This is a genomic window from Dactylosporangium maewongense (genome assembly GCF_039531485.1).
In the GTDB taxonomy this organism is placed as follows: Bacteria; Actinomycetota; Actinomycetes; order Mycobacteriales; family Micromonosporaceae; genus Dactylosporangium; species Dactylosporangium maewongense.
Genome location: NZ_BAAAQD010000007.1, coordinates 391,326 through 412,391, shown reverse-complemented (window position 1 = coordinate 412,391; position 21,066 = coordinate 391,326). Strand labels below are relative to the sequence as shown.

The window sequence follows — 21,066 nt, the reverse complement described above, 5'->3', positions numbered from 1 at the left end:
GCATCATTCGGACGGTAGCACCGTCTCCGCCGCCCAGGACCGCCAACTGTCGAGCTTGCCACCGGCGACCGCGAGCTGGTCGGCGACCGGCCCGGGGCCCGTCGACCCGGGCGTGGTGCGCGCCGCCAGGGCGCCGGGGACGGAGAACACCTCGCGGACCGCGGGCGTCAGGTGCGGGCTGACGGCCTGCAGGTCCTCGTCGGAGACCTCGTCGAGGCCGATGTCGCGGGCCGCCGCGAGCACGACGAGCTTGCCCGTGATCTCGTGCGCGTCGCGGAACGCCACACCCTGCCGGACGAGCCACTCGGCGACCTCGGTGGCCAGGGTGTAGCCGACCGGCGCCTGCTCGGCGAGGCGGTCGACCCGGACCGTCATCGTGGAGACCATCCCGGCCATCGCGGGCAGGACCAGCTCCAGGGTGTCGACCGCGTCGAACACCGGCTCCTTGTCCTCCTGCAGGTCCCGGTCGTACGCCAGCGGCAGGCCCTTGAGCATCGCCAGGACGCCGGTGAGGCCGCCGATGAGCCGGCCGGACTTGCCGCGGGCGAGCTCGGCGATGTCGGGGTTCTTCTTCTGCGGCATGATCGACGACCCGGTCGCGAACGCGTCGTCGAGCTGCACCCAGCCGAACGCGGGGGTCGTCCACAGCACGACCTCCTCACCGAGCCGCGACAGGTGCACGCCGGTGAGGGCCGCGACGAACAGGAACTCCGCGACGAAGTCCCGGTCGGAGACGGCGTCGATCGAGTTGGCCGCGGCGCTGGCGAACCCGAGCTCCTTCGCCACCTGCGTCGGGTCCAGCGGCAGCGACGACCCGGCGAGGGCGCCGGCGCCGAGCGGGCTGACCGAGGCGCGCGCGTCCCAGTCGCGGAGCCGGTCGAGGTCGCGCAGCAGCGACTGCACGTGCGCGAGCAGCTGGTGGCCGAACGCGATCGGCTGCGCCGGCTGGAGGTGCGTGAACCCGGGCGCGGGCGTGTCGACGTGCCGGGCGGCCTGCTCCACGAGCGCGTCGGCGAGCTCCACGATCCGGGCGGCGACACCGCGGGCGTGGTCACGCAGGTACAGCCGCAGGTCGGTGGCGACCTGGTCGTTGCGGGACCGGCCGGCGCGCAGCTTCCCGCCGAGCGCGCCGAGGCGCTCCAGCAGACCCCGCTCGAGGGCGGTGTGCACGTCCTCGTCGTCGACCGTGGGCCGGAACTCGCCGGCGGCGCACGCCGACTCCAGGTCGTCGAGCGCGGCGAGCATCCGGCCGAGCTCGTCGGCGTCGAGCAGCCCGGCCCGGGCGAGGACCCGCGCGTGCGCCCGCGACCCGGCCAGGTCGTAGGGCGCCAGCCGCCAGTCGAACTGCACGCTCACCGACAGCCGGGCGAGGGCCTCGGCGGGCCCGCCCGCGAACCGGCCGCCCCAGAGACGGGTCGGGGACTCAGAAGACGAAGTTGCCACGCGACGATCCTTCCATGTGCAAGATCGCGTTATTTCGACGGGCCGTCGAGATGGGCCCATTCGGTGAGTTTCGCCGCGAGCAGCTCTCCGGCGGTCGGCTGCCCGAGCGGGTCGGGCCCCTGCCGGGCGACGACCATGATGGTGTCGTCGCCGGCGATGGTGCCGACGATGTCGGGCAGCCCGGTGCGGTCGATGGCGCTGGCGAGGAACTGCGCGGCGCCCGGCGGGGTGCGCAGGACGACGAGGTTGCCGGAGCTGTCGGCGCCGGTGAGCAGCTCCCGCAGCAGCCGGATCAGCCGGGTCGGGGCCTCCTCCGCCGGGCGCAGCGCCCGCTCGCCGTCCTCGGGGATGAGGTACTCGCCGCGGACCTTGACGGCCCGCAGCTCCTCGAGGTCCCGCGACAGCGTCGCCTGCGTCACCTGGATCCCGTCCGCGGCCAGCAGCTCCGCCAGCTCCGTCTGCGACCGCACCGCCGACCCGCGGATCAGCGACGCGATCCGGTCGTGCCGCGCGGCCTTCGAGACGGGAACGCTCATGACGTCGTCCCGGCCGCGCCGCGGCGGTCGCCCTCCGCGCCGCTCACGAATGGTCCAGCAGCCAGGCCAGCAGCGCCTTCTGGGCGTGCAGCCGGTTCTCGGCCTCGTCCCAGATCGCGCTCTGCGGGCCGTCCATCACCTCGGAGGTGATTTCGTCGCCACGGTGCGCGGGCAGGCAGTGCAGCACGATAGCGTTGGCATGGGCGTTCGCGAGGAGCTCCGCGTTCACCTGGTAGGGGCGGAAGGGCGTGATCCGGTCGAGCCCGTCGCCCTCCTGACCCATCGACGTCCACGTGTCCGTGACGACGACGTCCGCGTCCTTCACGGCCTCCGCAGGGTCCGGCACCCATTCGACGCCGCCCCGCCGGCGCGCGGCGTCCACAATGGACGCGTCGGGCTCGAAGCCGGCCGGGCCGCTCAGGCGCACCCGCATGCCGGCGGTGACCCCGGCGAGCGCGTAGGAGTTGGCCATGTTGTTCGCGGTGTCGCCGAGGTACGTGAGGGTCCGGCCCTCCGTCGAGCCGAGGCGCTCCCGTACCGTCAGAAGATCCGCGAGCAGCTGACACGGGTGGAAACCGTCGGTGAGCGCGTTGACGACCGGCACCGTCGCGTGCTCGGCCAGCTCCGCCACGCGCGCGTCCACATTGGACCGGATGACGATCGCCGACACGTACCGCGACAGGACCTTCGCCGCGTCGCCGATCTCCTCACCCCGGCCGAAGTGGGTGCTGACCGCGTCGATGATGAGCGGGGTGCCGCCGAGCTCGGCGATGCCGACCTCGAACGAGACCCGCGTCCGCAGCGACTGCTTCTCGAAGATGACGGCGACGGACCGCGGACCGGCGAAGGGCTTGAACCCGTGCCGGTCGGCCTTCATCGCCGCGGCCAGGTCGAGGATCTCCGCCTGCTCGGCCGTGGTCAGGTCGTCGTCCCTGAGCAGATGACGAGGCATCAGGCCCGCACCGCGTCCAGGGCCGGGCCGAGCGCGGCGAGGAACGCGTCGGCCTGCTCGTCGGTGAGGATGAGCGGCGGCGCGATGCGCAGCACGTCCGGCTGCGCCGCCTGGGCGAGGAACCCGGCGTCGCGCAGCACGGCGGCGAGCGCGCCGGCGGCCGGCCCGTTGAGGACGATGCCGAGCAGCAGCCCCGCCCCGCGGACCTCCCTGACGAGCGGGCTGTCGATGGCCTCGACGCCGCGGCGGATGCGCTCGCTGAGCTGCTTGACGTGCTCGAGGAGGTGCTCGGACTCGATGGTGTCGAGGACCGCGAGGGCGGCGGCGCAGCAGACCGGGTTGCCACCGAACGTGGAGGCGTGCTGGCCGGGGCCGAGCAGGGTGGCGGCGCCGTCGAACGCGATCATCGCGCCGAGCGGCAGCCCGCCGCCGAGGCCCTTGGCGAGGGTGACGACGTCGGGGCGCACACCCTCGGCCTGGTGGGCGAACCAGTGCCCGGTCCGGCCGATGCCGGTCTGCACCTCGTCGAGGGCGAGCAGCGCGCCGTGCCGGGCGGTGACCTCCCGCGCGGCGGTGAGGTAGCCGGCGGGCGGGACCACGACCCCGGACTCGCCCTGGATCGGCTCGAGCAGCACCATCGCCGTGTCGCCGTCGACGGCCGCCTCGAGCGCGGCGACGTCACCGTACGGGACGTGCACGACCTCGCCGGGCAGCGGGCGGAACGGCTCCTGCTTCGCGGGCTGCCCGGTGAGCGCGAGCGCGCCCATGGTGCGGCCGTGGAAGCCGGCCTGCGCGGCCACGATCTTCGTGCGGCCGGTGCGGCGGGACAGCTTGAACGCGGCCTCGTTGGCCTCGGCGCCGGAGTTGCCGAAGAACACCGCGCCCGGCCGGCCGCCGAGGTCCAGGAGCCGCTCGGCGAGGGCGACGACCGGCGGCGACGCGAACAGGTTGGACACGTGGCCGAGCGTGGCGATCTGCTGCGTCACGGCGGCGACGACCGCGGGGTGGGCGTGGCCGAGCAGGTTGACCGCGATCCCGCCGAGCAGGTCCACATAGGACCGTCCGGCCTCGTCGACGACGACGGACCCGCTGCCGCTGACGAGTCCCAGCGACGGCGGCCCGTACGTGTTCATCACCGACGCCTCGAACCGCTGCACCAGCGTCATGAGCTCACCACCATGGTCCCGAACCCTTCCGATGTGAAGACTTCCAGCAGCAGGGAGTGGGGCACCCTGCCGTCGACGACGTGCGCGGCGGGCACGCCGCCCTTGACGGCGCGCAGGCACGCCTCCATCTTCGGCACCATCCCCGACTCGAGCGTCGGCAGCAGCTCGGTGAGCTCGTCCGCGGTCAGCTGCGAGATCAGCGACTCCGGGTCCGGGTAGCGGGCGTAGAGGCCCTCCACGTCGGTGAGCACCACGAGCTTGCGGGCCTTGAGGGCGATGGCGAGCGCCCCGGCGGCGGTGTCGGCGTTGAGGTTGTGCAGCACCCCGTCGGCGTCGGGCGCGACCGTCGACACGACCGGGATCCGCCCGGCGGCGATGAGGTCGGCGACGGCGCCGACGTTGACGTGCTCGACGTCGCCGACCTGGCCGATGTCGACCGGCGAGCCGTCGACGATCGCGGGCCGGCGCACCGCGGTGAACAGGCCCGCGTCCTCGCCGGACATGCCGACGGCGTGCGGGCCGTGCTCGTTGATGAGACCCACGAGCTCCCGGCCGACCTGCCCGACGAGCACCATCCGGACCACGTCGGCGGTCTCGGGGGTGGTGACGCGCAGGCCGCCCTTGAACTCGCTGGCGATGCCGAGCCGTTTGAGCATCGCCGAGATCTGCGGGCCGCCGCCGTGCACGACGACCGGCTTGATGCCGACGTGGCGCAGGAACACCATGTCGGCGGCGAACGCGCGCTTCAGCTCGTTGTCGAGCATGGCGTTGCCGCCGTACTTGACGACGACGGTCGAGCCGGAGAACCGCTCCAGCCAGGGCAGCGCCTCGATGAGGGTGTTCGCCTTGCCCAGCGCGATGCCGAGGTTCCGCCCGTTCATGCTGCGTTCGCCTTCGCCGTCACGACGTTCGCCTTCGCCGTCACGACGTTCGCCTTCGCCGTCACGACGTTCGCCTTCGCCGTCACGACGTTCGCCTTCGCCGTCATGACGAGTACGCCGAGTTCTCGTGCACGTAGCCCATGGACAGGTCGTTGGTCAGTACCGTGGCCGCCGCCGCACCCGCGTGCAGGTCGACGGTGACCGTGACCTCGCGGGCGCTGAGGTCGACCTTGGAGCGGTCCTCGCCGGCCGCCCCGCCCTTGCAGATCCACACGCCGTTGATGGCGACGTCGACCTCGTCGGCCTCGAACGCGGCCTCCGTGGTACCGATCGCGGCCAGGATCCGGCCCCAGTTGGGGTCGTTGCCGAAGAACGCGGTCTTCACCAGGTTGTTGCGGGCGATCGACCGGCCGACCTCGACCGCGTCGTCCTCGCTCGCCGCGCCGGTGACCTCGATCGCGATCTCCTTCGTCGCGCCCTCCGCGTCGGCGACCAGCTGCTCGGCGAGGTCCTTGCAGACGGCGGTGACCGCCTCGGCCAGCTCCTCCTGGGTCGGCTGGATCCCGGCGGCGCCGCTGGCCATCAGCAGCACCGTGTCGTTGGTCGACATGCAGCCGTCGGAGTCGATCCGGTCGAACGAGACCCTGGTCGCGGCTCTGAGGGCCGCGTCGAGCACGTCCGCGTCGGCGACGGCGTCGGTGGTCAGCACCACCAGCATCGTGGCGAGCCCCGGCGCGAGCATGCCGGCGCCCTTGGCCATCCCGCCGACGGTGAACCCCTGCCCGTTGCGGGCGGCCGTCTTCGGCACGGTGTCGGTCGTCATGATGGCCTTCGCGGCGTCCGCCCCGCCGTCGCGGGCCAGCCCGCGGGCGGCCGCGTCGACACCGGACAGCAGCTTCTTCAACGGCAGCCGCTCACCGATCAGGCCGGTCGAGCAGACCGCGACGTCACCGGCCCCGACCGGGAACCGCGACGCCCGCCCCGACAGCACGGCCGCGGTGTGCTCGGCGGTCGCGTGCGTGTCCTGGAAGCCCGACGGCCCGGTGCACGCGTTGGCGCCGCCGGAGTTGAGGATGACGGCCCGCACGATGCCGGCTCGCAGGACCTGCTGGCTCCACAGCACCGGCGCCGCTTTGATCCTGTTGCCGGTGAACACGGCCGCCGCCGTCCAGTCCGGCCCGTCGTTGACGACGAGCGCCACGTCCAGCGCTCCGGCGGTGGCCTTGATGCCGGCGGCGACCCCGGCGGCCCGGAAACCCTTCGGTGCGGTGACACTCATGGCGCGATCCCATCGGCGGTGAGCCCGGCACCCTCAGGCAGCCCGAGCATCAGATTCGCATTCTGTACGGCCTGGCCCGCGGCACCCTTGACGAGGTTGTCGATCGCCGAGACCACGATGATCCTGCCGCTGTCGACGTCCACGGTCGCCTGCAGGTGCGCGGCGTTGCTCCCGAACGTCGACGCCGTGTGCGGCCACTGCCCTTCCGGCAGCACCTGGACGAACTGTTCGCCGTCGTACGCCTGCCGGAGCACCTCGGCGGGGTCCGCGGCGGTCTTCGCCTTCGCCGTCACCGTCGCCAGGATGCCCCGCGGCATCGGCGCCAGGACCGGCGTCATCGACAGCGACGTCGCCCCGGTCGCCTGCTTGATCTCCGGCACGTGCTGGTGCGCCCCCACCTTGTACGGCGACAGCGACCCCATCACCTCGGACGCCAGCAGGTGCACCTTCGCGGACCGGCCCGCCCCCGACGTCCCCGACGCCGCGACCACCACGACGTCCTCGGGGTCGGCGACACCCGCGGCGATCAGCGGCGCGAGCGCGAGGACCACCGACACCGCGTAGCAGCCGGTGTTGGCGACCCGGCTGGACGCCGCGATCCTCTCCCGCTGCCCGGGCAGCTCCGGCAGACCGTACGTCCACGTCCCGGCGTGGTCACCGGGGTAGTACTTCGTCCAGTCGGTGGCCGCCGCGAGCCGGAAGTCCGCGCCGATGTCGACCACCTTCACCGACGCCGGCAGCTGCGCCGCGAGCGCCGCGGACTCCCCGTGCGGCAGCGCCAGGAACACGAGGTCGGCGCCGGACTCGGCGAGCACCCCGGCCTCGGTCGGCGCCAAGACGACATCACGCAGCGACCGCACGTGCGGGTGCACCGCTCCAACCTTCGACCCTGCCTGCGCAAACCCGGTTGCCACCCCCAGGTCGAGATGCGGATGCCCGGCGATCAGCCGCAGCAACTCCCCACCCGCGTACCCTGAAGCCCCCGCAACAGCGACTCGTATTCCCATGCGTCCAACTGTATCTCTATGCATGCGTTGGTTTCAAGCAGATTGCGGACCCCGTCACTCCAGCCTCGGCATTCCCTTCAACTGATACACTGCGTAGCCCTCCAACTGCACCACCCAAGGTCAATTAGGTGGATGGAGTTAGGATGCTGGAGACCGGAACGCAGCGGCCATCACGGGTCCCGTAACCGCTCGCCGACCCCGGCCACCGCTTCGCCCCCAGCCCGCCAACCACCACAACCCGTCCCGCCTTCACGCGCGCGAACACAGGAAGCACCCTCGGCGGCTCGCCGAAGCTCCCCGGTGGCGCGTCGACGCTGGAGCGTGGGGCACCTGACGATTCGACACCGACCACGTCAACAACGAGCCCGCAAGCCGGCCATCTGCACCAGACCGGCTGCACCAGACCGGCACGACTGGACCGGGAGCGCCGCCTGGGGCTGCCCAGCCCGGACCCGCAACCCAGACCGGCGGCCCGGATGACACGACCCTGACGGCCGCCGTCGACGGCGATCCCAGGCGAGGCCCGGCCCACCGGTTGCTGATCCGGCCGGTGCCCGAGTCGGCCGGGATGACCAGGCCCTCGCTGGTGACCTGGCAGCCGACCCACTGTCCGAGGACCCCGTGCAGGCGCTCAGCCGCCGTCGCCGGGCCACCGTCCAGAGGGTCGAGCCGAGCGATGTTGCCGTCCGAGCGGTCCCACCCGGTTGAGCCGCCCGAGGCCGCCCGCCGGTCGAGCCGCCCGCTGGTCGAGCCGCCCGCCGGTCGAGTGGCCCGCCGGTCGAGTGGCCTGGTCGAGTGGCCTGCCAGCCGAGCAGCCCACCGGCCGAGAGGCCCGCTCGTCGAACCGCCCGGTCCAGCCGTCCCGCCGGTTGAGCCGCCCAAGGCCGCGCTGCCCGGTCGAGCGATCACGCGGGTCGAGCGGTCCACGGCTGTCGTGCCCCGGTGGCGCCGGCAGAGTCGACTGGCCACGCGCTCCACACTCCAGCACGGCCCGATCGGTGCGACGACGGCGGCCGGCCGTCGGATGCGGCGCGCACGCGCGATCCCAGCCAACGCGGCACGCGCGGCTGTGCGCCGCGCAGCGGCGCATTGGGGTGCGGGTGAGAATCCCCGCCGGGCCCCGCCGCGAAGCGGTGGGGGGAATTACAGCGGGGAGTTACAGCGGGGAGTTGCAGCGCTATTCAGGGTCTAGGACGCGGGCCAGTTGGGCGCGGTTGCGGACGTTCAGGCGGCGGTACAGGCGGGTCAGGTTCGCCTCGACGGCCTTGATCGACAGGAAGAGGGCGCGGGCGATCTCGCGGTTCGTGGCGCCGGCGCGGACGAGCTCCACGATGCGGCGTTCGGTCTCGGAGAGGCCTGCGCCGCGGCCGCCGTCGAGGCGGGCCAGGTCGGCGGCGGCGACCTCGCGCCAGGGGTGTGCCTCGGCGGCCGCGTAGCGGCGGACGGCCTCGGAGAGGGCGGCACGGGCGGCGCCGCGGCGGTGGGCCCGGCGTTCGAGGCCGCCCAGCGTGTAGTACGCCCGCGCGACCTCCAGCGGGTACGGGTGGTCCTGCCACTCCTCGATCGCCTGGTGCAGCGCCTCGGCGCCCTCGCGGGCCTCGCCGGTGGCGGCGGTGAGGACGGCACGGGCGCGGGCAAGGCCGAGGAAGACGACCGTGCGGTCCAGGTGCCGGGCGTGCTTGTACACCTCGTCGAGCACCTCGGCGGCCTCGGCCCGGGCGCCGGCGCCGACGAGGGCCTCGATGAAGTCGGCGTGCCAGGGAAGGATGCCGGGGTCGAGACGGCCGAGGCGCTGGTCGAGAGCGTACGCCTCGCGCAGCGCCTCGGCGGCCGCGAGCTGGTCGCCGCGCAGCATGTGGACGAGGCCGGAGGCGGCGTAGGCGAGCTTGATCCAGTCCTCGTCGCCGGCGGCGAGGCAGGCCGCGAGGCCGCGTTCGGCGTAGCCGGCGGCGGCCGTGGCGGTGCCGCCGCCGCTCTCGGCGAGGGCGGCCACGAGGTAGCCGGGGCCGGGAGTGGTCTCGACGTCGACGTAGAGGCGGACGCACTCGCGGCCGGCGGCGACGGCGTCGGCGCAGCGGCCGGCGCGCCAGTAGATGCCGGCGACGGACACGAGGACGGAGGCGAGGTCGCGGACGGTGCCGGCCCGTTCGACGGCGATGCGCAGGGCCTCGATGCGGCGGACGGCCTCGCCGGTCTCGCCCTTGAAGAGGCGGCTCATCGCGGCGACCTGCCGGGCGGCGACGGTCGCCGGGGTCAGGGAGAGGCCGCGGGCGAGCTTGCCGGCGCGTTCCAGGTATTCGTCGCCCTGGGTGCCGAGCAGGATGTTGCCCTTCCAGCTGAGCACCTCGACGAGCCGCTCCATGTCACCGCACAGCTCGGCGGCCTCCTCGGCGCGCTTGAGCTCGGCGAGGGCTCCTTCGCCGTCGCCGTCGTAGTAGGCCTTGACGCCTTTGTACAGACGGACGTGGGCGAGCAGGTCGGGGGCGTCGACGGCCTCGACGAAGGCGGCGTCCAGCAGCGGGCCGGAGTTGGAGTGGTCCTCGCCGGACATCTCGACGAGCAGGAGCCGGGCGCCGATGCGGGTGCGGCGGTCGGCGGCGTCGCGCAGCGCGGCGGTCGCGTGCCGGCGGGCGGCGGCGGGCGATCCGGCGGCGTACGCGTACTGCGCGGCGCTCAGCCGGCGGACCGCGCCGACGCCGGGGGTGTCGCGCGGCGTGCGGTCGGCCGCGAGGGCCGCGAGGTCGGCGGCGACGGCCGGGGCACCGCGGAGGCGCGCCGCGGACGCCGCGTCGGCGAGGCACTCCGCGAGGGCCTCGTCGGGTTCGGGGCGGGCGGCGGCGAGGTGCCGGGCCCGGTCGACCGGGTCGGAGACGGTGTCGGCGAGGCGTTCGTGGGCCTCGCGGCGGGCGGCGGCGGTCGCGTCGGCGTACACCATCTCGCGCAGCAGCGGGTGGCTGAACCGGATCGCTCCGTCGGCGTCGGCATCCAGCACCGACGACGCCAGCGCCGCGTCGAGGTGGTGCTCGGCGAGGCCGCACCGCTGCAGGAGGGCGAGGCTGGGACGGGCGGCGGCCGCGACGACCAGCAGCGCGGGCCAGTCCGGGGCGGGGAGCGCCGCGAGCCGCGCGGCCAGCAGCGAGCGGAGACGGTCGGGCACGGGCAGGGGGTCGGTGGTCGGCACCGGTGCCACGCCGAGCGCGCGGCCGAGTTCGACGGCGTACAGCGGGTTGCCGGCGCTGGCCTCGTAGATCCGGTGCAGGTGCGCGCGTCCGGCCTCGGCGCCGAACCTGGCCCGGAGCAGGTCGGCGACGTCGCTCTCGGGCAGCGGCGGCACCAGCAGCGTCGTGCCCGGCGGTGGGCACAGGTCGAGGCGGGTGGGGCGGTCGCCGTCGGTGATCCGCTCGGCGGCGAGGATGCGCACGGGTGCCTCGCCGAGCCGGCGGGCGACGAACCGGAGGACCTCGGCGCTCGGCTCGTCGATCCACTGGACGTCGTCGAGGACGAGGAGCAGGGTGCGGTCGGCGGCGAGGGCGCGCAGGAGCTCGAGCACGGCGAGGCGCACGGCGAGCTGGTCGTGCGGGGTCGCGGGCAGGGCGCTGCGCAGCAGGGCGCCGTCGAGGGCGGCGCGCAGGTGCGCGGGCAGGTGCTCGGCGGCGTCGGGCGCGCCGTCGAAAAGGTCGACGAGCGCCAGGTACGGCAGGTCCGCCTCGGCCTCCGCGGCGGCGGCGCGCAGCACGAGCGCGTCGGTCTCGGCGCCCGCGATGGCGTCGAGGATGGTGGACTTGCCGATGCCCGCGGGGCCGTAGAGCAGCACGCCACCGCCGCCCGCAAGGCGCTCGCGGGCGTGCGCCAGGAGATCGGCGCGGCCGAACGGTACAACCGGCCAGGTGCTCACCACCACTGTTCCACCACGACGCCGAGTCTCTCCCGAACGCCACGCCGCCGCAACGGCTGCCCAACGCGGGTGAGCGTTCAGGCATCGCGATGTTGAACACCGTCAACGGAGCCGGTCGCAGGGCAGGACGGCCTCCCAGCCGAGGACCGGCCACTGTGCGGTATGGACCGTCACCCTCCGCAAACGGGGCTCCGCTTGGCATTGGGCGCGGGCGTACGACACGGTGGTGTCCCAGCGCGGGAGGCCGTCGGTGTAGCCGCCCGGTCGCAGACCGGCGACGCTCACCGCCGCCACGAGTGTCGCCAACGCGACAAACGGGACGGCCCCGAACCGGCCGTCCGGACGATCGCCGGGGAGTGTCAGGGCGACGGCCGCGGCGATGTTGGGCAGCGTGATCAGCACCAGGTACCGGCCCTCGGGGGCGCCGTGCACGGCGAGCTGGAACGCGCCCGCGAACGCGGCGAACCCGGCCAGGAGCGCCGCGAGCCGCCACTGCGGCCGGGTCCGGCGCAGCAGCGCGAGCCCGGCGCAGGCGGCGGGGACCGCCAGGCCGAGCAGCACGACGGCACGGTGCGAGAGCCATGCGTCGTCGAAGGCGTCGAGGAAGCCGAGGAACGAGCGCGGCACGCCCCAGCGCAGGTAGGTGCCGGCGACGGAGACCGGGTCCAGGTCGGGGCGCTCCCCCACGTCCCGCCGCGACCCGCCCGCCAGCAGCGGCACGAGCTGCAGCGCCGCACCGGGCAGCAGGACACCGGCCCGCAGCAGCGCGTCCAGGTCGCGGCGGAGCCCGAGCCGCAGCAGCGCCACCGGCACGAGCAGCAGCCCGAGGATCGAGTTGAGCACGGCCAGCGCCGGCAGGGTCCACGCGACCACCCGCGGGAAGGTCCGCGACGGCGACCACAGCAGCATCCACAGTCCCGCGTACACGAGGGGGAACTGCAGCTGCGCGAGGGTGTTCGGCACGTACCCCACCGGCACGGCGGCGGCCCCGGCGACGACCCAGGCGCCGACCCCGGCGCCGACCCCGGCGCCTGCCCCCAGGCGGTCCCGGGCGGCGGCGAACACGGCGGTGGCCAGCAGCGCGGTGAGGGCGGCGGCGAAGGTGGCGTTGAGCGCCGCGGCCCAGGAGACGGGGAAGAGGGCGATGACGGCGAAGCACCCACGGGCCACGGTATGGAAGTAGCCGTTGAAGGGCGTCGCGAAGGGTTCGTACCAGGGCAGGCTCAACGCGTCGGTGAGGAACTCCTGCCCGTCCTCGGCCCAGACGCTGTTGAACCCGCCGCGGAGCAGGCCGGCGGCGAAGAACAGCGGCAGGGCCCAGCGGACTGCGTTCACACCGGGTCAAACGAACGGGCGCCCCGCACCGCAGTGCGAGGCGCCCGCCTCAAAAACAGCCGGCCCGCCGGAAACCTAGCGGGAGCGGAACCTACAGCTTGCCGTCGGCCACGGCCTGGGTCACCCACGGGATGACCTCGTCGAGCATCTCGTCGAGCGACGTGGTCGCCTCGTAGCCGAGGACCTCCTTGGCCTTCGACACGTCCGGGACGCGCTTCTGCACGTCGTACTCGTACGGGTCGTCGGACACGACGCTGAACGGCACGCTGTCGCCCTTGATCTTCTTCCAGATCACCTCGGCGAGCTCCAGCACCGTGGTCGACTCGGCGGTGGAGATGTTGAAGTCCTGGTTGAGGGCGTCGTCGTGCTCCATGACGGCGATGATGCCCTTGGCCAGGTCGCCGCCGTAGGTGTAGTGGCGGACCTGCTCGCCGGTGCCGAGGATGTGCAGCGGGTCCTGGCCCTTCACGATCTTCTGCACCAGGTCGGGCACGACGTGCGACATGGCGAGCTTCACGTTGCCGGACAGGACCTCGACCTCGCCGAGCGCGCGGCCCTCGCCGACGCCGACGCAGTTGAACGGCCGGACGATCGAGTAGGGCAGCTTGTACTGGTCCCAGGCGGCCTTCGCGTAGTACTCGACGGCGAGCTTCTGGAAGCCGTACGACGACAGCGGCGGCGGCACGAGACGCTCGTCGCCCTCCTTCGACGGCCAGTGCGTGGTCGACTCGAAGACCATCGACGACGACAGGTAGGTCATCTTCTTGAGGGTGCCGTCGCGGTGCGCCTTGATGGCCGCGTCGCAGGAGGAGGCCATGATCCGCTCGTTGGTGGCGAGCAGGTCGTAGGCGTAGGCGTGGAAGTAGGAGATGCCACCGATCATCGCCGCGCCGGCGATGAAGTGGTCGCAACCGTCGAGCAGCTCCGTGACGAGGTCGACGTCGCGCGCGTCGCCCTCGACGAACCGGTAGTCGGGGTGGGAGTCGTAGCTACGGGTGACCGGACCGTACTTCGAGTAGTTGTCCAGGCCGACCACCTGGTAGCCGCGGGACAGCAGCTCCTCGACGACATAACCACCGATGAAGCCGGCCGAGCCGGTGACCAGGACCTTTGGCACAGACACTCCTTAGTTCTGAACTGCTTCGTGATTGCTGGAAAAGGTGTCGCGGACCTCGGCGGGGGCCACCGTGGACGCCGCGCGGGCCGCCTGCGCGTCGTCGCGGGCCGCGGACGACGCCGGCCGCTTCGCGAGCTGTTCCATGGTGAGCCTGCGGCCGAACGCGAACCGGTACCACTTCAGGTAGCTGGGCAGGAACCGGCCGACGTCGAAGCGGGACTCGCCGAGCTGGCGGTCGAGCCAGATCGTCGGGATCTCCGCGACGGGCAGCCGCAGCCGCGCCGCCTTCGCGGTCAGCTCGATGCCGATCTCGAACCCGGTCTTGCTCTCGATGCCGACCTGCCGGACATACGCCGTCGAGTAGGCCTTGAAGCTGTTGGTCGCGTCGCGGGTGCCGACGCGGGCGAACATGTACAGGGTCCGGCCGGCGCCGCGGGACAGCGCCCGCTTGAACCTGGGGCCGCCGACCTGCTGCCCGCCGGGCATGTACCGGGACGCGGCCGCGACGACCACGCCACGCTCGACGAGCCGGGCGAGGTCCTCGATCTGGCGCGGGTCGTCGGAGCCGTCGGCCATCGTGACGACGGCGACCGGGGCGCGGGCGACGTCGATGCCGAAGCGGATCGCGTTCGCCGGGCCGCGGCCGTAGGTGTTGAGCACGGTGCGGACGCGGGGGTCGCGGGCGGCGACGCTCTGCGCGAAGGGCACGGTGGTGTCCTCCGCCATGTCGTGCACGACGAGGACCTCGGCCGGCATGAGCACGGCGCGGAGGATCCGTTCGAGGCAGGGCACGATCGCCTCGCCCTCGTTGTACACGGGAATGACCACAGAAACCTGCGGCGTAAGCGTCATACGCGCACGCCCTTGTTGGTGATGCCCCACATGTCCGCGACCGGGATGTCGGTCTGCAGGTCGCGGTACTCGGGGTGCGGCGCGGCGATGATCAGCAGGTCGGCCTTGGCGAGGACCTCGTCCTGCGACACGAACCGGTCGTCCTTGACGTACGGGTCGCTGCAGAGGGTCTCCTTCGCCTTCAGCATGACGACCTTGCGCAGCTTGTAGGCCAGGGACTCGCGGATGTCGTCGCTGCCGCCCTTGAACGCCATGCCGAGGATGCCGACCGTCATCTCCGACAGGTCGAAGCGCTCCTGCAGCTTCGACACGACGTACAGCGGCAGGCCCTCGTTGATCAGCATGGCGCTGTGGCCGAGCACGAACGTGTTGTTGGTGAACGCCGCCAGCTGCATCGTGTCCTTGAGCAGGCACGGACCCGCGGCGAAACCGGCGCCCGGCATGTCGTTGGCGCGCGGGTACTGGAAGCGGATGGCGTGCCGGATCCGCTCGAAGTCCAGGCCGAAGTCGTTGGACATCATCCAGAACTGGTTGGCGGCGGCGAACTTGATGTACCGCCACGTGTTGGTGAACAGCTTCGCGAGCTCGGCCTCCTCGGGCTCGAGCCGCACGATGTCGCTCGCCAGGTTGCGGAACAGCTTCTCGGCCCGCTCCATCGCCGCGGGGTTGCGGGCGGCGACGATCTGCGGCAGCTCGAACAGCTCGGTCATCGCCTTGCCCTCGGCGATGCGCTCGGGGCAGAAGGCCACGTCGGCCTGCACGCCGAGGCGCTTGATGAGCTTCTCGGTGAGGGCGGTGACGCCGGGGTGCACGGTGCTGCGCAGCACGATGAGCTGACCGTCGCGCAGGTACTCCGCGCAGCGCTCGATCGCCGCGGGGACCGCGCCGATGTTGGGGTTGAGGTGCTCGTCGACGGGCGTGCCGACGATCACGACGAGGTGCTCGGCCGACGCGACGGTCGACGGGTCGGTGCTGGCGGTGAGCCTGCCCTCCTTGACGGCGGTGGCGAGCGGCTCGGCCGCGCCCTCCTCGTCGAACGGCAGCCGTCCGTCGTTCACCACCGCGACCGCGGCGGCGTTGATGTCGTACAGGGTGACCTGCAGGCCTCGGGAGGCCATGGCGATGCCGAGCGGCAGTCCGACCCGGCCGCAACCTCCGATGATCACGACGTCGGTCGTGAAACCTGCCGATGCACTATCGTCTGACACGCGCTGCCCCTCCAGGAGAGCCGAGATCGAAGCCGGCGCTTGGCGCGGGCCGAGCCTTCAGGATGACCTCACGCCACGTGACAAGACGGAGGATGGCTCGGCGCCGTGACGGTACCACTTCCGCACTGCCGGCTCCCGACCCGTTCAGGGTGAAGCGTCCCGCCCCACACCTTTCCCCCGGCTTTCCCGCCAGCGGAAATATCGCTCGGTCCGATATCTGACCGTCGCCTGGCAGGGGGCTCGACCGTTGTGACCAACCGTTCGGGCGGCCGCATCTGTCCGATGCGGCCGCCCGTGTTCGGCTGTGCGGAGGGTCACCTCCGGCAGGCGCGTCGCGCGCCGCCCGGACGGTCACGCTGCGCGTCTGCGGTCACGCGCCCCTGAGGGTCGCGCCGAAGCGGTCGGCAGCCACGGCGACGGCGGCGTCGCGGGCGGCGAGGGCCTCCTCGCCGGTGAGCGTGCGGTCCGGGGCGCGGAACGTCAGCTTGTACGCCAGGGACTTGCGTCCCTCGCCGAGCTGCTCGCTCTCGTACACGTCGAACAGCCGCACCGACTCGAGCAGCGCACCCGCTCCGTCGGTGAGCGCGGCCTCCACGTCGCCGGTCGGGGTCGCGGCGTCCACGACGAGCGCCACGTCGAGCAGCGCCGTCGGGAAGCCCGACAGCCGCGGCGCGGTGGCCACGTCCGGCAGCGGCAGCGCGTCGAGGTCGAGCTCCATCGCCACGGTGCGGCGGGGCAGGTCGAGGTCGGCGCAGACCGCCGGGTGCAGCTCGCCGGCGTGCCCGACGACGGTGTCGCCGACGAGCAGCGCCGCGCAGCGGCCCGGGTGCCACGGCGCGACCGCGTCGGCTCCTCCCGGGACAGCCACAGCGGCCTTGACGGTGAGGGTGACCCCGGCCGCCTCGGCGGTGATCCGGGCGGCCTCGACGGCGTCGGCCCAGTCGGCGGGGCGGCCCGCGCCCCACCAGCCCGCCGGGTCGGCGTCGCCGGCGATGACGGCGGCGACGTGCCACGGCTGGTGCGGCAGCAGCGCCTCCGCGGCCCGCAGTTCCTCGGCCGGCGGCGGCCCGTCGACGCCCGCGGCCGGCGCGACCTGGACGGGTCCGCCGGGCAGGAAGACGGTGCCGAGCTCGAACAGCGCGACGTCCCGCAGGCCGCGGCCGAGGTTGCGGCGCAGCGCGCCCAGCAGCGGCGGCAGCAGCGTCGTGCGCATCCCCGGCTCCTCCTCGGAGAGCGGGTTGCGCAGCAGCACCATGTCGCGGCGGGGGTCGCCGGCCGGGATCCGCAGCGCGTCGAGGGTTGCCTCGCCGACGAACGGGTAGCACAGCGACTCGACGAACCCGGCGTCGGCGAGGGCGCGGCCGACGGTGCGGCGGCGGCGCTGCGTGACGGACAGGCCCGCGCCGGGCGGCGCGATCGGCAGGACGCTGGGGATCCGGTCGTACCCGTCGAGGCGCAGCACCTCCTCGACCAGGTCGGCCGGGTCGACGAGGTCGAGCCGCCAGCTCGGCGGGGTCACGACCGCGCGCCCGTCCGCGACCTCGACCGAGGCGCCGATCATCGTCAGCACCTCGACGACCCGCTCGGGCGTGTAGTCGATGCCGGCGAGCTCCGACGGCCGGGTGAGGGCCATCGTGACCGGCGCCGGCGGCGTGACCGCGTAGACGTCGGTGACCCGCTGGTCGACGGTGCCGCCGCCGTGCTCGGCGAGCAGCGCCGCGGCCCGCGCGCACGCGGCGGCGGTGATCTGCGGGTCGACGCCCCGCTCGTAGCGCTTGCCGGCCTCGCTGGGCAGCTTGTGCCGGCGGATCGTGCGGGCGACCGACAGCGGGTCCCAGTGCGCGGCCTCGAGGAGCACGTCGACGGTCGTCGCCGACACCTCGGTGGTGCTGCCGCCCATGACGGCGGCGAGCGACACGACACCGGAGTCGTCGGCGATGACGATGTCCTGCGGGTCGAGGGTCCGCTTGACGCCGTCGAGCGTCGTCAGCGTCTCCCCCGCGGCGGCGCGCCGCACGACGAGGGGGCCGGTGAGCCGCTCCAGGTCCCACGCGTGCATCGGCTGGCCGGTCTCGAGCATCAGGTAGTTGGTGATGTCGACGGGCAGCGAGATGGACCGGACGCCGGCGACGGCGAGGCGGGACTTCATCCACTGCGGGGTCGGCGCGGCCGGGTCGACCCCGCGGACCGCGACGGCGGTGAACCGGTCGCAGGCGACGCTGTCACGCACGTCGATGCGATATGCGTCGGTGCCGTCACCCTCGATCGGCACGACCGCCGCGACCGGGTCGCGGTACGCGCCGCCGAGCGAGTGCGACAGCTCCCGGGCGAGGCCGCGCACGGAGAAGCAGTAGCCGCGGTCCGGGGTGACGTTGACCTCGACGACGATGTCGTCCAGGCCCACGACCGGCCGCGCCTCGGCACCGGGTGACGCGGTCCCGGCGGGCAGCACGATGATGCCCTCGTGCTCGTCGGAGACGCCGAGCTCGCGGGCGGAGCAGATCATGCCGTTGGAGATGTGTCCGTACGTCTTGCGGGCGGCGATCGCGAACCCGCCGGGCAGGACCGCCCCGGGCAGCGCGACGACGACGAGGTCGCCCTCGGCGAAGTTGCGGGCGCCGCAGATGATGCCCTGCGGCTCGGGGTTGCCGACGTCGACGAGGCAGTACCGGATGGGCTTCTTCAGCCCTTGCAGCTCCTCGATCGACTCGACCCGGCCGACGACGAGGGGACCCTCGACGGAGGCGCCGGCGTCGGTCATCTCCTCGACCTCGAGGCCGACCTTGACGAGGGCCTTCTCCAGGCCGTCGGCGGTCAGGTCCGCCGGCAGGTCGACGTGCTCACGCAGCCATGACAGGGGTACGCGCATCTCAGGCCTCCCATCCGAACGCCCGCGCGTAGCGCACGTCGCCCTCAACCATGTCCCGCATGTCGGCGGCCGCGTTGCGGAACATCAGCGCCCGCTCGATGCCCATGCCGAACGCGAACCCGGAGTACTCGTCGGGGTCGATGCCGCAGGCGCGCAGCACCCGCGGGTTGACCATGCCGCAGCCGCCCCACTCGACCCAGCGGGCGCCGTCGCGGTGGTGCGGGAACCACATGTCGATCTCGGCGCCGGGCTCGACGAACGGGAAGTAGGACGGCCGCAGGCGGGTCTCGGTGCCCGGGCCGAACAGTCCCTTGACGAAGTGGTCGAGGGTGCCCTTCAGGTGCGCCATCGTGATGCCCTTGTCGATCACGAGGCCCTCGACCTGGTGGAACACGGGCGTGTGGGTCGCGTCGAGCTCGTCGGTGCGGTACACGCGACCCGGGCAGACGATGTAGATCGGCGGCTTGCTGGTCGTCATCGTCCGCGCCTGCACGGGTGACGTGTGCGTGCGCAGCACGATCCGCGAGTCGACGTCCTTGGCGACGTCATGGGCCAGGTCATTGGCATGGTCCGGGCCCGCGCCGCTGGCGGCGACGAAGAACGTGTCCATCATCGAGCGCGCCGGGTGGTCCGGGTGCATGTTGAGAGCGTCGAAGTTGTACCACTCCCACTCGGCCTCGGGGCCTTCGGCGACCTCGTAGCCCATGCCGACGAACAGGTCGCCGACCCGCTCCATGATCTTGGTCAGCGGGTGCTGGGCGCCGCGGGGGCGGCGGCCGGTCGGGAGGGTGACGTCGACCGTCTCCTCCACCAGGACGCGCTCCTCGCGCTCCGCGGTCAGCGCGGCGAGCCGGGCGTCGAACGCCGCCTGCACCGCGACGCGGGCCTCGTTGACGCGCTTGCCCGCGTCGGCCTTCGCCGCCGGTGGCAGCGAGCCGATCTCGCGGCGGGCGAGGGAGATCGGGGCGCGGTCGCCGAGGTGCTGCGACTTCAGCGCGGCAAGGGCGTCGAGGTCGCTCGCACCGGCGAATGCCTTGTCAGCGCTCGCCACGGCGTCGTCCAGGGCGTCCTGGGCGAGCAGCATCGCCTGCTTCGGGTCATACGGATCATTGCGGTACGTCATCGGACTCTTCCCACGGGAGGTTGGCCCCATTACAGGCCCCGGACAGTGTAGAGAAGGGCGCCCGCCGGCCGTGGGAAGGTGTCAGGAGGTGCGACGTCCTGTCCGCCCACCGTCACCGGCGGGCCAGATAAACAGGCGCGTGCTCACATCGACTCCTTTGACACGTTCAGTGCTTTCGCCGAAGCGTACAGGCACACCGCGGCGGCCGCAGCCAGGTTCAGGCTCTCGGCGCCGCCGAGGATGGGCACCCTGACGCGCGCGTCGGCGGCGTGCTTGAGCTCCTCGCGGAGCCCGTGCGCCTCGGATCCGAACAGCCACGCGGTGGGCCGATCCAGGTCGGACAGCTCGAACAGGTCCGATTCGCCGTAGCCGTCGGCGGCGAGGACCCGCAGGCCGGCGTCGCGCAGCGCGGTGATCGTGGCGGCCGCGTCACGGGCCCGGACCACGTCGACGTGAAACAGGCTACCCGCGGAGGAGCGCACCGCCTTGCCGTTGTACGGGTCGACGCTGTCGCCCGCGAACACGACCGCGGTCGCGCCGGCGGCGTCGGCGGTGCGCAGGACGGTGCCGGCGTTGCCGGGGTCGCGGATGTCGGCGCAGACGGCGACCAGCCGGGGCTTCTTGCGCAGCGCGTCCGCGAGGGGGACGTCACGCTGGGTGCAGACGGCGACCAGGCCCTGCGGCTGGACGGTCTCGGTGAGCGCGGCGAGGGCGTCGTCGTCGACGACGCTGACCCGGGCCCCGTCCAGGAGGGCGGCGTGGCGGGTGAGGGCGTCGGCGGTGCAGTACACCTCGACGACGACGCCGCAGCGGAGGGCCTCGCGGACCGCCTGGGGGCCCTCGGCGAGGAAGCGGCCGGTCTCGTCCCGGTCGCGGCGGCGCTGCAGCCGCCGGGCAGCGACAACCCGGGGGGTCCGTGTGGTGAAGACCGCCCCGGGTTGCCCAGTTCGCACTGCGTCAGGCTGCGGCAACGGCCGTCTTCGCCACCGCGACCAGGCCGCTGAACGCCTTCGCGTCGTTGACGGCCAGCTCGGCGAGGATCTTGCGGTCGACCTCGACGCCCGCCAGGCGCAGACCCTGGATCAGGCGGTTGTAGGTGAGGCCGTTCGCGCGGGCGGCGGCGTTGATACGGGTGATCCAGAGCTGGCGGAAGTCACCCTTGCGGTCGCGCCGGTCCCGGTAGGCGTACTGCATCGAGTGCAGCATCTGCTCCTTGGCCTTGCGGTACAGCCGCGAGCGCTGCCCGCGGTAGCCGCTGGCGGTCTCCAGGACGGTACGGCGCTTCTTCTGGGCATTCACTGCCCGCTTCACGCGTGCCACGGTTCGTTACTCCTCATGCGAGACCGGCCCTGAGTCATGCGGGCCGGTCGGAAAAGTCAGGAAAGGGGGGAGCTGCGGTACGC

General features: G+C 73.0%; 16 protein-coding genes. All 16 read right to left on the bottom strand.

Annotated elements, in window-relative coordinates:
- Positions 1-3: 3 nt before the first annotated feature.
- Positions 4-1,443: an argininosuccinate lyase gene (gene argH, locus ABD332_RS20620; RefSeq protein WP_344503607.1), complete on the bottom strand. Its 1,440-nt coding sequence runs from the start codon at positions 1,441-1,443 to the stop codon at positions 4-6.
- Between the two features lie 29 nt (positions 1,444-1,472).
- Entirely contained in the window at positions 1,473-1,979 is a 507-nt protein-coding gene (locus ABD332_RS20615; RefSeq protein WP_344503606.1) for an arginine repressor, read from the bottom strand.
- Between the two features lie 43 nt (positions 1,980-2,022).
- Complete coding sequence (gene argF / locus ABD332_RS20610) at positions 2,023-2,931, bottom strand: ornithine carbamoyltransferase (RefSeq protein WP_344503605.1); 909 nt, start codon at positions 2,929-2,931, stop codon at positions 2,023-2,025.
- Positions 2,931-4,097, bottom strand: a complete 1,167-nt coding sequence (locus tag ABD332_RS20605) for an acetylornithine transaminase (RefSeq protein ID WP_344503603.1) — start codon at positions 4,095-4,097, stop codon at positions 2,931-2,933. The genes argF and ABD332_RS20605 overlap by 1 nt, the downstream gene beginning before the upstream one ends.
- Positions 4,094-4,978 carry an acetylglutamate kinase gene (gene argB / locus ABD332_RS20600; RefSeq protein WP_344503602.1) on the bottom strand — a complete coding sequence of 295 codons (885 nt, stop codon included), beginning with the start codon at positions 4,976-4,978 and terminating at the stop codon, positions 4,094-4,096. Before argB ends, ABD332_RS20605 begins: the two co-directional genes overlap by 4 nt.
- A 103-nt stretch (positions 4,979-5,081) precedes the next feature.
- Positions 5,082-6,257, bottom strand: a complete 1,176-nt coding sequence (argJ, locus tag ABD332_RS20595; RefSeq protein ID WP_344503601.1) for a bifunctional glutamate N-acetyltransferase/amino-acid acetyltransferase ArgJ — start codon at positions 6,255-6,257, stop codon at positions 5,082-5,084.
- On the bottom strand, positions 6,254-7,264 hold the full coding sequence (argC, locus tag ABD332_RS20590) for an N-acetyl-gamma-glutamyl-phosphate reductase (protein WP_344503600.1): 1,011 nt from the start codon (positions 7,262-7,264) through the stop codon (positions 6,254-6,256). Before argC ends, argJ begins: the two co-directional genes overlap by 4 nt.
- A 1,177-nt stretch (positions 7,265-8,441) precedes the next feature.
- Positions 8,442-11,159 (bottom strand): AAA family ATPase, encoded by a 2,718-nt coding sequence (locus ABD332_RS20585; RefSeq protein ID WP_344503599.1) that lies wholly within the window; start codon positions 11,157-11,159, stop codon positions 8,442-8,444.
- A gap of 102 nt (positions 11,160-11,261) precedes the next feature.
- Positions 11,262-12,494 carry a hypothetical protein gene (locus tag ABD332_RS20580; RefSeq protein WP_344503598.1) on the bottom strand — a complete coding sequence of 411 codons (1,233 nt, stop codon included), beginning with the start codon at positions 12,492-12,494 and terminating at the stop codon, positions 11,262-11,264.
- Positions 12,495-12,585: 91 nt separating this feature from the next.
- Positions 12,586-13,611: an NAD-dependent epimerase/dehydratase family protein gene (locus tag ABD332_RS20575; RefSeq protein ID WP_344503597.1), complete on the bottom strand. Its 1,026-nt coding sequence runs from the start codon at positions 13,609-13,611 to the stop codon at positions 12,586-12,588.
- A 9-nt stretch (positions 13,612-13,620) separates the two neighbouring features.
- A complete protein-coding gene (locus ABD332_RS20570; protein WP_344503596.1) occupies positions 13,621-14,439 on the bottom strand; it encodes a glycosyltransferase family 2 protein in 819 nt (272 codons plus the stop codon).
- 20 nt (positions 14,440-14,459) lie between these two features.
- Entirely contained in the window at positions 14,460-15,629 is a 1,170-nt protein-coding gene (locus ABD332_RS20565) for a nucleotide sugar dehydrogenase (RefSeq protein WP_344503595.1), read from the bottom strand.
- 412 nt (positions 15,630-16,041) lie between these two features.
- The gene (pheT, locus tag ABD332_RS20560; protein ID WP_344503594.1) at positions 16,042-18,540 is read right to left on the bottom strand and encodes a phenylalanine--tRNA ligase subunit beta; all 2,499 of its coding nucleotides are present in this window, start codon (positions 18,538-18,540) and stop codon (positions 16,042-16,044) included.
- A gap of 1 nt (position 18,541) precedes the next feature.
- A complete protein-coding gene (pheS, locus tag ABD332_RS20555; RefSeq protein WP_344503593.1) occupies positions 18,542-19,663 on the bottom strand; it encodes a phenylalanine--tRNA ligase subunit alpha in 1,122 nt (373 codons plus the stop codon).
- A 143-nt stretch (positions 19,664-19,806) separates the two neighbouring features.
- A complete protein-coding gene (locus ABD332_RS20550; RefSeq protein WP_425552250.1) occupies positions 19,807-20,634 on the bottom strand; it encodes a TrmH family RNA methyltransferase in 828 nt (275 codons plus the stop codon).
- Positions 20,621-20,983: a 50S ribosomal protein L20 gene (rplT, locus tag ABD332_RS20545; RefSeq protein WP_344503591.1), complete on the bottom strand. Its 363-nt coding sequence runs from the start codon at positions 20,981-20,983 to the stop codon at positions 20,621-20,623. The genes ABD332_RS20550 and rplT overlap by 14 nt, the downstream gene beginning before the upstream one ends.
- Between the last annotated feature and the right edge of the window lie 83 nt (positions 20,984-21,066).